At 40.1% G+C, this 12194-nt stretch carries 11 protein-coding genes; 9 read left to right on the forward strand and 2 right to left on the reverse strand.

Annotated features, from left to right (window positions below; all coding sequences use genetic code 11):
• Window positions 1-10: 10 nt before the first annotated feature.
• Complete coding sequence (locus tag DK857_RS03940; RefSeq protein WP_109395048.1) at window positions 11-685, reverse strand: CsgG/HfaB family protein; 675 nt, start codon at window positions 683-685, stop codon at window positions 11-13.
• A 480-nt stretch (window positions 686-1165) separates the two neighbouring features.
• A complete protein-coding gene (locus DK857_RS03945; RefSeq protein ID WP_109401596.1) occupies window positions 1166-3505 on the reverse strand; it encodes a Tex family protein in 2340 nt (779 codons plus the stop codon).
• A gap of 181 nt (window positions 3506-3686) precedes the next feature.
• On the opposite strand from DK857_RS03945, the gene greB reads away from it, so the two are divergent.
• From greB to DK857_RS03990, 9 genes are all read left to right on the forward strand, one after another.
• A complete protein-coding gene (gene greB, locus DK857_RS03950) occupies window positions 3687-4166 on the forward strand; it encodes a transcription elongation factor GreB (RefSeq protein WP_109401597.1) in 480 nt (159 codons plus the stop codon).
• Between the two features lie 150 nt (window positions 4167-4316).
• Window positions 4317-5039 carry an osmolarity response regulator transcription factor OmpR gene (gene ompR / locus DK857_RS03955; protein WP_036933800.1) on the forward strand — a complete coding sequence of 241 codons (723 nt, stop codon included), beginning with the start codon at window positions 4317-4319 and terminating at the stop codon, window positions 5037-5039.
• Window positions 5036-6376, forward strand: a complete 1341-nt coding sequence (gene envZ / locus DK857_RS03960) for a two-component system sensor histidine kinase EnvZ (RefSeq protein ID WP_109401598.1) — start codon at window positions 5036-5038, stop codon at window positions 6374-6376. The genes ompR and envZ overlap by 4 nt, the downstream gene beginning before the upstream one ends.
• Window positions 6377-6590: 214 nt before the next feature.
• Entirely contained in the window at window positions 6591-7631 is a 1041-nt protein-coding gene (gene pstS, locus DK857_RS03965; protein ID WP_109395052.1) for a phosphate ABC transporter substrate-binding protein PstS, read from the forward strand.
• A 77-nt stretch (window positions 7632-7708) separates the two neighbouring features.
• Window positions 7709-8668, forward strand: a complete 960-nt coding sequence (pstC, locus tag DK857_RS03970; protein ID WP_109395053.1) for a phosphate ABC transporter permease PstC — start codon at window positions 7709-7711, stop codon at window positions 8666-8668.
• A 1-nt stretch (window position 8669) separates the two neighbouring features.
• A complete protein-coding gene (gene pstA, locus DK857_RS03975; RefSeq protein ID WP_109395054.1) occupies window positions 8670-9572 on the forward strand; it encodes a phosphate ABC transporter permease PstA in 903 nt (300 codons plus the stop codon).
• 31 nt (window positions 9573-9603) lie between these two features.
• Window positions 9604-10380 carry a phosphate ABC transporter ATP-binding protein PstB gene (gene pstB, locus DK857_RS03980; RefSeq protein WP_006534565.1) on the forward strand — a complete coding sequence of 259 codons (777 nt, stop codon included), beginning with the start codon at window positions 9604-9606 and terminating at the stop codon, window positions 10378-10380.
• A gap of 14 nt (window positions 10381-10394) precedes the next feature.
• Window positions 10395-11129 (forward strand): phosphate signaling complex protein PhoU, encoded by a 735-nt coding sequence (gene phoU / locus DK857_RS03985; protein WP_109395055.1) that lies wholly within the window; start codon window positions 10395-10397, stop codon window positions 11127-11129.
• A gap of 214 nt (window positions 11130-11343) precedes the next feature.
• Window positions 11344-12183, forward strand: coding sequence for an ABC transporter substrate-binding protein (locus DK857_RS03990; RefSeq protein ID WP_109401599.1), 840 nt, complete (start codon window positions 11344-11346; stop codon window positions 12181-12183).
• Window positions 12184-12194 lie beyond the last annotated feature (11 nt).

Genomic DNA, 12194 nt, shown 5'->3' on the forward strand with positions numbered 1-12194 from the left:
AAAATGTGCACTATTTTGAAGGCTGCCAAGCATTGCTTTCAATACCTGCAACTAAGTTATTAACCGCTTCACGAATAGCTAAATCAAGCACTTTACCGTTAAGTGTTGAGTCATAGCTTGCTGTTCCACCAAACCCAATGATTTCACGATTAGAAAGCTCGTATTCGCCCGCACCTTGAGATGAGAACACCACTTCTGAGGTATTCACATTCACAACGTTTAAGTTCACTTTGGCATAAGCAACTTGTGTTTTACCCCGGCCTAAAATACCGAATAATTGACGATCACCAACTTCTTTACGGCCAAATTCAGTGACATCGCCTGTGATAACATATGTTGCACCTTTTAACTGTTGGCTTTGTCCTTTAATGCCAGCTTCTTCTTTTAATTCAGATAAGTTAGCTCTATCTAATACATTAAAACGCCCTGTTTGCTGTAAGTGCGTCATTAAAATCGTTTTGGATTGATTTCCTAATCTATCAACTCCATCAGAGAATATTCCATTCATATAACTAGAACGGTTATCAAATTTACCAATAGAAATAGCGCTCTTAGTGCCTGTATAAGTTGTGTTATAGGTTGCAACTTTAGCAACTTCTAAAGAACGTGAAGATTCTGATGCACACCCTGCAAGTAATGATGTAGAAACCAAAATCAAACCAAGTGATAATTTATTTAAATTCATATTAATAACCCAATAAAGGTGAAATAAACCTATAGATATTCATTCTATTAATTGAAGTAGAGTTGATATAAACGGAAATAATAATTTTCAGTTTTAGCTCATAAAGCCCACACTTATAAACCTCAGTAATAATAAGGTTAAAAGATAAATCAGCTCTTATTTATAATATAAAGGCAATCAGCGACGGGGAGAATAGAAGATGGGCGATAAAAATAATAACAAATAAATATAGAGATAAAATAGAGAATGCTTTACCTATTATTTTATCAATATCCCTTAAGTCAGTTTAAAATTGAACTTATAAAAAAATGAAAAAGAATTTGTATGACGCTGCTATTTAATTAGTTTTTATAAATATCTTTATCTAAAAAAACATCTAAATAACGTGTAATAAAAAACGTGATATAACCAATATTGGTTACATCACGCTCATTATTTTCACTCTTTTTACCGACGAATACGGTAGCAATAAATACGCTCTTAGCGTTTTTTTCCAAATGCCGCAGCTAAAGCGTCACCCATTGCACTATTTCCCGCATTATTACCATTATTTATTGGCTGGCGGCTATTACGAGCTGGTTTCTGTCCTTTGTTGTTTCTAGATGAATTCGTGTTATTTGATGATGATTGTTTTTTATCACTATCACCTGCGACTTCATCTAAACGCATAGTCAGTGCAATGCGCTTACGAGCTAAATCAACCTCTAGAACTTTAACTTTAACAATATCGCCCGTTTTCACCACAGTATGCGGATCTTCAATAAATCGGTCGGCTAAAGAAGAGATATGAACCAAGCCATCTTGATGTACACCAATATCAACGAATGCACCGAAATTAGTCACGTTAGTCACAGTTCCTTCAAGGATCATGCCACTGACTAAATCATTCATTGTTTCAACACCTTCAGCAAAGGTTGCAGTTTTAAACTCTGGACGAGGGTCACGCCCTGGTTTTGCTAACTCTTTTAAGATGTCATTAATTGTTGGTAAACCAAATTGCTCTGTAATAAATGCTCTAGCATCTACTTGTGAAATTAGGGCGCTATTGCCCATCAAATCATCAATTTTTTGATGTGTAGATTGCAGGATATTTTCAACTACTGGGTATGCTTCAGGGTGAACCGTTGAGGCATCTAGCGGATTTTTACCATCACGAATACGTAAGAAACCGGCGCATTGCTCAAAGGCTTTCGGCCCTAAGCGTGCCACTTTAAGCAGCTGTTTTCTATCAACAAAACGACCGTTTTCATCACGCCAGCTAATAATATTTTGAGCAATAGATTGGCTAAGCCCAGCAACACGCGTTAATAACGGCACTGATGCTGTATTTAAATCAACACCAACACCATTCACACAGTCTTCAACGACTGTATCAAGTTTTCTCGCTAATAATGTTTGACTAACATCGTGCTGATATTGGCCAACCCCAATCGATTTAGGATCAATTTTCACAAGTTCAGCCAACGGATCTTGTAAGCGGCGCGCGATAGAAACCGCACCACGGATAGAAACATCCAAATCAGGGAATTCATTGGCCGCAAGCTCTGATGCTGAATACACCGATGCACCTGCTTCACTGACAATCACTTTCTGCGCTTTAACTTCTGGGTAACGTTTTACTGTTTCAGCGAAAAAGCGCTCTGTTTCACGAGATGCTGTACCATTACCAATCGCCACCAGTTCAACATTATGCTTAATACATAACGCAGCTACACTTGCCGACGCTTTATCAGCTTGCCCTGTATGTGGATAAATGGTATCTGTGGCAATTAATTTACCAGTGCTATCAACAACCGCAACTTTAACACCGGTGCGTAAACCAGGATCAAGCCCCATTGTGGCACGCATACCAGCAGGAGCCGCCATCAGTAGATCATTAAGATTACGAGCAAAAACATTAATCGCTTCTTCTTCCGCTTTTTCTCGTAATTGGCTCATCAATTCTGTTTCAATATGCATTAAAACTTTAATGCGCCAAGTCCAACTAACAACAGCTTTACGCCAGCTATCAGCAGGTTGATTATTTAAACGTAATCCTAAATGTTCCGTGACCAGTTGTTCACCGTAGCTCTCTTTAGGCGCTTCTTCAAATTGTGGATCTGGATTGAGTGATAATTGAAGGATCCCTTCATTTCGACCACGAAACATAGCTAATGCGCGGTGAGAAGGAACATTCGCGATAGGCTCATGATGATCAAAATAATCACTAAATTTCGCTCCTTCGGCTTCTTTTCCTTCAATCACTTTGGCAACAAGATGCGCATTCTTCCATAAATATTGACGAACTTTTGCCAATAATCCAGCATCTTCTGAAAAACGCTCCATTAAAATGTAACGCGCACCATCTAAAGCAGCCTTCGTATCAACAACACCTTTTTCTGTGTTGATATAAGCGGTTGCCACTTCTTCTGGATTATTTTGTGGTTCATTCCACAGTAAATCCGCTAAGGGTTCTAATCCATTTTCAATCGCAATCTGACCACGAGTACGGCGCTTAGGCTTATAAGGAAGATAGAGATCTTCGAGCTCTGTTTTACTTTGAGTTTCATTAATTGAAGAGTGCAATTCGGGCGTCAGCTTTCCTTGTTCTTCAATTGATTTTAAAATTGTTTGGCGGCGATCGTTGAGTTCCCGTAGGTAACCGAGGCGAGTTTCTAATTGACGTAATTGCGTATCGTCTAATCCGCCTGTGACCTCTTTACGATAACGGGCAACAAATGGCACCGTATTCCCTTCATCCAGTAACGTTATGGCCGAAAGGACTTGCTGGGGCTTAACCGAGAGCTCATCTGCAATAATTCGGCTTAATGATTCATTCATAAAATATTTACCTACCGAGAGGAATAGTTAAAAAAGATGGCTATTATACACGCAGAGCACTAAAAAAATTTGGCAAATTTCCCATCTAGCTCGACAATTATGAGGAAATTAACAGATTATTTTAACATTCACGCTATAGTACCTTTATGAAATTCAATGTTGATGATAATTTTTATTCGTAATGGCAAAAAGTAACTATATTACTCGTGATGGCTGGTATGCCTTAGACAAAGAGCTAAAATATCTTTGGAAAGAAGAGCGACCGCGTGTTACACAATCGGTTTCAGAAGCAGCAGCACAAGGTGACCGTTCAGAAAATGCTGAATATATTTATGGAAAGAAGCGATTACGTGAAATTGATAGACGTGTTCGTTTTTTATCAAAACGCCTTGATGAATTAAAAATCGTTGATCCTGATCCTCGCCAAGAAGGAAAAATCTATTTTGGTGCTTGGGTCACACTTGAAGATGATGACGATAACGTCAAAACCTTTAGGCTTGTGGGTCCCGATGAGTTTGATCCAGCAAAACAGTGGATTTCTATTGATTCCCCTGTTGCCAGAGCGCTTATTGGTAAACAAGTTGATGATGAAATCAGTGTGCAAACACCAGGTGGTGAAGTTAATTACTGCGTATTATCTATCAAATATCATTCGGAATAAGACAAATAAATAGTTTTATGTCCTTCCCTAAAGTCAATGAACAAGTTTTATCTATAAATTATTAACATTTATTCTTTGGTTTTGGTTTAATATTCTTATCGATGATAGAATTCGCTAATAAAAGCATTTGCACTTCGGGAGCTTAAAAAAATGCAAGAAAGTTATAAAGTGCTAATCGTGGATGATGATTTACGTCTGCGTTCACTCTTAGAGCGCTATTTGACAGAGCAGGGTTTTCAAATCCGTACTGCTGCAAACGCCGATCAGATGGATCGTCTGCTCACTCGCGAATCTATCCATCTTATTGTGCTCGATTTAATGCTTCCAGGTGAAGATGGCCTATCTATTTGCCGTCGCTTAAGAAGCCAAAATAACCCTATCCCTATTATTATGGTAACTGCGAAAGGGGAAGAGGTTGATAGAATTGTTGGGCTTGAAATTGGTGCTGATGATTACATCTCAAAACCATTTAACCCAAGAGAACTACTGGCACGTATTCGCGCCGTTCTTCGTCGCCAAGCAAATGAATTACCGGGCGCACCTTCACAAGATAACGCCATTATCTCTTTTGGTAAGTTCAAGCTGAACCTTGGTACACGCGAAATGTTCCACGAAGAAGAGCATATGCCTCTGACTAGTGGTGAATTTGCTGTATTGAAAGTGCTGGTATCGCACCCTCGTGAACCACTTTCTCGTGACAAATTAATGAGCCTTGCTCGTGGACGCGAATACAGTGCTATGGAACGTTCAATTGACGTTCAAATCTCTCGTTTACGTCGCATGATTGAAGAAGATCCAACACACCCTCGTTACATTCAAACGGTTTGGGGTCTTGGTTACGTCTTTGTTCCTGATGGAACCAGCGCTCAATGAGAAGGCTGAGGCTTTCCCCTCACAATAAACTGACACGTTCGTTATTTCTGGTTATCTCGCTACTTTTTTTTAGCTTGATAGCCAGTTATATCGTTGTACAGCACCTTATTGTTGGGCCAAGCCTTCAGCAATTTAATAAAGTATTAGCGTATGAAATACGCACTTTGATGCCTGAAGAATTAATCCTCGTTGATGGCACCCCGCTAAAAATTTCCCCTGCTTTACGCAATAAAATCTATAACGAATTAGGCATTTCTTTCTTTGATAAAAAAGCAGCACTTGAAGAAGGGCTTTATTGGGCAAAAATAGATGATGAGTTAAGTGAGCAGATGGCTGAATATCTGGGGGGAAAAACCGAAATTTGGATCGAGAATACACTGGAATACCCAGTTTTATGGGTCAATACGCATATGTCTCCCTCGCTTTGGATACGTGTTCCGTTGACTGAGTTAGGGCAAAATTTCTTACTCCCTGTTTATCGACAAGCGATTATTTTTATTATTATCGTTGTCGCTTTTTTCTGGCTCTATAGTCGTTTTCAAAATCGCCCACTAAATGAAGTGGAATATGCAGCTCGCCGCATTGGAAAAGGGGTTATTCCTCCTCCTATTCCTGAATCTGGCTCTTCTGAAATGCGCTCAATTATTCGTGCCTTTAACCAGATGTCATCAGGAATTCGCTCATTAGATAATGATAGAACACTCGTTATGGCAGGTGTCAGCCATGATTTGCGTACGCCATTGACTCGAATTCGTCTGGCAACTGAAATGATGAGTCCCGAAGATAGCTACCTCGCAGACTCTATCAATAAAGATATTGAAGATTGTGATGCCATTATTGGGCAATTCTTAGACTATATGCGCACAGGTAAAGAGATGTCTTTAGAACTATGTAATATGAATAACTTATTACAAGAAGTCATTTCAGCCGAATCTAATTCGGGAAAAATCAGCGAAGAACATCTTCATCCTGAGCCCATTAATATCACAGCTAACCCCATTGCTGTAAAACGAGCACTTGCCAATATGGTTGTGAATGCCACTCGCTATGGCAATGGCTGGATAAGCGTTTCAAGTGGAAAAAATGAAGAATATGCTTGGTTCCAAGTTGAAGATGATGGCCCCGGTATCCCACAAGAAGATAGACAACGTCTTTTCCAACCTTTTGTTCAAGGTGAACAAGCGCGTAGCTCAACAGGTGCGGGTTTAGGTTTATCCATTATTCGGCGTATTATGGATGCTCATGGTGGTTATGTTGAGCTTGATGATAGCATTAAAGGTGGATTATTGATTCGAGCGAATTTCCCATTAAAAGAACGTGAAGATGAGGATGATTAATCCTCTCTATTTCAAGTATTGAAGTGCTTTTTTATTACGCCATTGCCATTCTAATTTCTCTCCTCCTATAAATATTTCATCATTTTTTTGCTTTGTCATAAAACTGTCACAATTAAGACATTTAATTGTCATCAAACTGACCTATTGTCTGTGCGTACCGTAACCGAAGTTGATAGATGTCGAAAATTATTCTACCTATCCCACAGGAGGGATTATGAAACTGATGCGTACCACCCTGACTAGTGTCATTGCCGCTGCGTTTTCAATGACCGCTCTTTCTGCACAGGCAACGACCTCGCTGACTGGTGCTGGCGCAACGTTCCCTGCCCCAGTTTATGCTAAATGGGCAGATTCCTATCAGAAAGAAACGGGTAACAAAATTAACTACCAAGGCATTGGATCCTCTGGTGGTGTTAAACAAATCAATGCAAATACTGTTGATTTTGGTGCTTCTGATGCACCATTAACAGACGAAAAATTACAAGCTGATGGTTTATTCCAATTTCCTACCGTAATTGGTGGCGTTGTTATGGCAGTCAATATTCCTGGTATCAAATCAGGTGAACTGACCTTAGACGGCGATACTATCGGTAATATCTATCTAGGTAAGATCCAAAAATGGAATGATCCTGCCATTAGCAAACTCAATCCGGGCGTAAAATTACCAGACCAGAATATCGCGGTTATTCGCCGTGCTGATGGTTCAGGAACATCTTTCGTTTTCACTAGCTACTTATCAAAAGTAAATAGCGCATGGAAAGATAAAGTCGGCGCTGGCTCGACTGTTAAGTGGCCGACAGGCTTAGGTGGAAAAGGTAATGATGGTATCGCTGCATTCGTTCAACGTGTACCGGGTTCAATTGGTTATGTTGAATATGCTTATGCGAAACAAAACAACCTTGCTTATACTAAATTAGTCACCGCTGACGGCGAAGTAATTGCACCAACAGCAGATAGCTTTAGTGCCGCAGCAAGAAAAATTGATTGGAGCAAAAGCTTTGCACAAGACCTAACTAACCAGAAAGGTGAAAATGCATGGCCGATTACTTCAACTACCTTTATCTTAGTGCATCAAAAACAGCAAAATGCAGAAAAAGGTAAAGAAGTACTGAATTTCTTCAACTGGGCTTACGACAAAGGTAATCAAGAAGCGAAAAATCTAGATTACGCCGTATTACCTGTCGAAGTTGTAGAACAAATTCGTGCCGCATGGAAAACAAGCATTAAAGACAGTAATGGTAAACCGATTTACTAATAAAACCGGTAACCATTAAGAGATAAGTTAACGTTCACCCCCTGCTAAACAGGGGGTAATAAATTAAAAGAGGCTTTATGGCCGAGCATACAACGGTAATAAAGGCCCCTAGTAAACGAGGGGACGTTATTTTCAGCGCACTGGTTCGTACAGCTGCGTTGATTACACTTTTACTTTTAACAGGTATCATTGTTTCACTGATTTTCGCTTCATGGCCAAGTATTCAACAATTTGGCTTTTCGTTCTTATGGACAAAAGAATGGGATCCTCCTGCGCAGGAATTCGGTGCATTAGTGCCTATTTACGGCACCATTGTAACGTCAATCATCGCGCTGGTTATTGCCGTTCCTGTCAGTTTTGGTATCGCTCTTTTCTTAACTGAATTAGCCCCTAACTGGTTAAAACGCCCGTTAGGTATTGCTATTGAGTTACTCGCAGCTATTCCTAGTATTGTTTATGGTATGTGGGGGCTGTTTGTCTTCGCGCCGCTTTTTGCAACCTATTTCCAAGAACCCGTAGGCAATGTGCTTTCTTCCATTCCTATCGTTGGTGAGCTTTTCTCTGGCCCTGCTTTTGGTATCGGTATCTTAGCGGCGGGTGTGATCCTCGCTATCATGATTATTCCTTATATCGCTTCTGTTATGCGTGATGTGTTTGAACAAACGCCTGTTATGATGAAAGAGTCTGCCTACGGCATTGGCTGTACAACATGGGAAGTGATTTGGAATATCGTTCTACCTTATACCCGAAATGGCGTTATCGGTGGTGTGATGTTGGGATTAGGACGCGCCTTAGGTGAAACTATGGCAGTAACCTTTATCATCGGTAATACCTACCAGTTAGACTCCGCCTCGCTGTTTATGCCGGGTAACAGTATCACCTCAGCATTAGCGAACGAATTTGCTGAAGCAGAGACAGGATTACACACCGCTGCATTAATGGAATTAGGGCTTATCCTGTTTGTCATCACCTTTATCGTCCTTGCGATTTCTAAGTTTATGACATTACGTTTATCAAAAAATGAAGGGGCACGCTGATATGTCTAAAATATCCTCTTCTTCATTACAGGTTCAAACCGAAAGCGAACTGCGTGTACGCCATAAACGCCAACTTTGGCGTCGTCAAAAAAACCGTATCGCACTGTTTTTGTCTGTCTCAACCATGGCATTTGGTCTTTTTTGGTTAACGTGGATTTTATTCTCCACCTTCACCAAAGGCTTTGATGGTATGTCATTAGCCCTTTTCACAGAGATGACTCCGCCACCTAATACGGAAGGTGGTGGATTAGCTAACGCCATTGTCGGTAGTGGATTATTGATTTTATGGGCAACGGTGATTGGAACACCACTTGGTATTCTTGCAGGGATTTATCTTGCTGAATATGGTCGTCGTTCATGGCTTGCTGAAACCACACGTTTTATTAACGATATATTGCTGTCAGCACCATCCATTGTTGTCGGGCTCTTTGTCTACACCATTGTTGTCGCACAGATGCAGCATTTTTCAGGATGGGCAGGAATTATCGCATTAGCGTTACTGCAAATTCCTATCGTTATTCGTACTACTGAAAATATGTTGAAGTTAGTACCTGATAGCTTACGTGAAGCTGCTTACGCACTAGGTACACCAAAGTGGAAGATGATCTCTAAAATCACCTTAAAAGCCTCGGTATCAGGCATTATTACCGGTGTTTTATTAGCGATTGCACGTATTGCAGGTGAAACAGCACCACTGTTATTTACTTCACTATCAAATCAATTCTGGAGCACAGACTTAAACGAACCGATAGCTAACTTACCAGTGACTATCTTTAAGTTCGCCATGAGTCCTTTCGCAGAATGGCAAGAGCTTGCCTGGGCTGGCGTATTACTTATCACCCTCTGTGTTCTATTTATCAATATTATCGCGCGCGTGCTATTTGCTAAACGCAAGCACGGTTAACCGCAGTAAGTTAAGCAAGAGAGAACGTTAAATGATTATGGCTAATGATAACGCAGGAAATAAAATCCAAGTTCGTGATTTGAACTTCTATTACGGTAAATTCCATGCGCTGAAAAATATCTCTTTAGATATTGCCAAAAATAAGGTGACCGCCTTTATCGGACCTTCTGGCTGTGGTAAATCCACCTTACTGCGTACTTTTAATAAAATGTATGAGCTTTATGGCGAACAACGTGCAGAAGGTGAAATTTTGTTAGATGGCAACAATATCTTGACTGATAAGCAAGATATCGCGCTATTACGTGCCAAAGTCGGTATGGTGTTCCAAAAACCAACCCCTTTCCCGATGTCAATTTATGACAATATCGCTTTTGGTGTACGTTTATTCGAAAAGTTATCTCGCGCTGATATGGACGAACGTGTGCAGTGGGCTTTGACTAAAGCCGCATTATGGAACGAAACCAAAGATAAATTACATCAAAGTGGATATAGTCTATCTGGCGGTCAGCAACAGCGTTTATGTATTGCACGCGGTATCGCTATTCGCCCTGAAGTGTTATTGCTTGATGAGCCTTGTTCGGCACTTGATCCAATTTCAACAGGTCGTATTGAAGAACTTATCAGCGAACTCAAATCAGAATATACCGTAGTTATCGTGACACATAACATGCAACAAGCAGCACGTTGTTCTGATTACACTGCATTTATGTATTTAGGTGAGTTAATTGAATTTAGCGATACGGATACGTTATTTACGCGTCCTGCGAAAAAACAAACTGAAGATTACATCACTGGGCGTTATGGCTGATAACGAGGCAATAAATGGATAATTTAAATCACAATAAGCATATTTCTGGTCAATTTAATGCTGAGTTAGAGCATATCCGTACTGAGCTGATGGTTATGGGTGGGCTTGTTGAAGAGCAACTGAAAAAAGCTGTTATGGCAATGCATAATCAAGACCAAGCATTGGCAAACGAAGTTATTCAAGGTGACCATAACGTCAATATGATGGAAGTCGCTATTGATGATGCGTGTATGCGAATTATTGCTAAACGCCAGCCAACAGCGAGTGACTTACGTTTAATTATGGCGATATCAAAAACGATCGCTGAGCTAGAACGAATTGGTGATGTTGCTGAAAAAATCTGTAAAACCGCACTTGAAAAGTTTTCACACCAGCATCAACCACTGCTCGTGAGCTTAGAATCTTTAGGTCAACACGCTATACAAATGCTTCACGATGTTCTTGATGCGTTTGCGCGTATGGACTTGGATGAAGCTGTGCGCATCTACCGTGAAGACGCTAAAATTGATAACGAATATGAAGGTATCGTCCGTCAATTAATGACTTATATGATGGAAGATCCTCGCACCATTCCTAGTGTACTAACAGCACTATTTTGTGCGCGTTCAATTGAACGTATCGGCGACCGTTGTCAGAACATTTGTGAGTTTATTTTCTATTATGTAAAAGGTCATGATTTCCGCCATTTAGGGGGCGACCAAGTAGAAAAAATGCTAACAAAAAGTGACGACAGCAACGCTTCTAAATAAACTTTTCTCTCTTTTCCTTCTCTTCAAAACAGCGACGCTTATGTCGCTGTTTTTTTATTCACTCATAAATTAATACCATTCTAGCTCAACACTTTTTCTCACCTTATTCCTTAAAAGCATATCCATATCAATTTTTATTATTTTATGAACTTAGATCAACTTGATAGCGTGATATCCAACATAACGATGATAATTCTTTTCTTTGGGGTGAATAATGAAATTACGTGTCTTGGCAACCGCATTAATTGCAAGCTCTGTACTTTTCTCTGGTATTGCAAAAGCAGATAAGCTCGATGATATAAAAAAAGCAGGTGTAGTACGTATCGCGATTTTTGACAGTAATCCTCCGTTTGGGTTTATTGATCCTCAAACTAAAAAACTCGCAGGTTATGATGCAGATATCGCCAATGAGATCGCCAAAGATCTAGATGTAAAACTGGAACTGCGTCCAACAAACCCAGCAAACCGTATTCCACTTTTAAGCTCTAAAAAAGTTGATTTAATCGCTGCAAATTTCACCATTACCGATGAACGAGCTAAACAAGTCGATTTCTCTGTTCCTTACTTTGCAACTGGACAAAAATTTATTGCACGTAAAGGGGTTTTAACCAACCCAGAACAAATTCACTCACTGCGTATTGGGGCTGATAAAGGTACCGTTCAAGAAATCACATTACGTGAACGCTATCCTGACACCAAAGTTATCTCTTATGACGATACACCACTGGCCTTCGCTGCATTACGTAACGGTAACGTACAAGCCATCACACAAGACGATGCGAAATTAGTGGGTTTATTAGCAAATCTTCCTGATGCCATTAAAGCCGATTTTGAAGTGTCATCATTTAGCATCACCCGTGAATATCAAGCAGTTGCAGCAGCTAAAGGTGAAGAGCGTTTAATTAACGAAATCAATAACACCCTATTAAGATTGGAAAAAGAAGGTAAAGCAGACGAGATCTACAATCGTTGGTTTGGCCCTGAAACAAAATCGGCTCAACCTCGTGGTGATTTTAAATTTGCCCCACTATCAGAGCAAACACCACAATCTTGATCTTTAAAGTG

Origin of the sequence: Proteus terrae, assembly GCF_003144325.1 — a bacterium.
In the GTDB taxonomy this organism is placed as follows: Bacteria; Pseudomonadota; Gammaproteobacteria; order Enterobacterales; family Enterobacteriaceae; genus Proteus; species Proteus terrae.

What these genes read in the sequence shown, in the direction of transcription:
- pstC (WP_109395053.1), top strand. Translation starts at nt 7,709, where the DNA reads ATGGCCGAGCATACAACGGTAATAAAGGCCCCTAGTAAACGAGGGGAC.
- pstB (WP_006534565.1), top strand. Translation starts at nt 9,604, where the DNA reads ATGATTATGGCTAATGATAACGCAGGAAATAAAATCCAAGTTCGTGAT.
- DK857_RS03940 (WP_109395048.1), bottom strand. Translation starts at nt 685, where the DNA reads ATGAATTTAAATAAATTATCACTTGGTTTGATTTTGGTTTCTACATCA.
- greB (WP_109401597.1), top strand. Translation starts at nt 3,687, where the DNA reads ATGGCAAAAAGTAACTATATTACTCGTGATGGCTGGTATGCCTTAGAC.
- DK857_RS03945 (WP_109401596.1), bottom strand. Translation starts at nt 3,505, where the DNA reads ATGAATGAATCATTAAGCCGAATTATTGCAGATGAGCTCTCGGTTAAG.
- phoU (WP_109395055.1), top strand. Translation starts at nt 10,395, where the DNA reads ATGGATAATTTAAATCACAATAAGCATATTTCTGGTCAATTTAATGCT.
- pstA (WP_109395054.1), top strand. Translation starts at nt 8,670, where the DNA reads ATGTCTAAAATATCCTCTTCTTCATTACAGGTTCAAACCGAAAGCGAA.
- ompR (WP_036933800.1), top strand. Translation starts at nt 4,317, where the DNA reads ATGCAAGAAAGTTATAAAGTGCTAATCGTGGATGATGATTTACGTCTG.
- envZ (WP_109401598.1), top strand. Translation starts at nt 5,036, where the DNA reads ATGAGAAGGCTGAGGCTTTCCCCTCACAATAAACTGACACGTTCGTTA.
- DK857_RS03990 (WP_109401599.1), top strand. Translation starts at nt 11,344, where the DNA reads ATGAAATTACGTGTCTTGGCAACCGCATTAATTGCAAGCTCTGTACTT.
- pstS (WP_109395052.1), top strand. Translation starts at nt 6,591, where the DNA reads ATGAAACTGATGCGTACCACCCTGACTAGTGTCATTGCCGCTGCGTTT.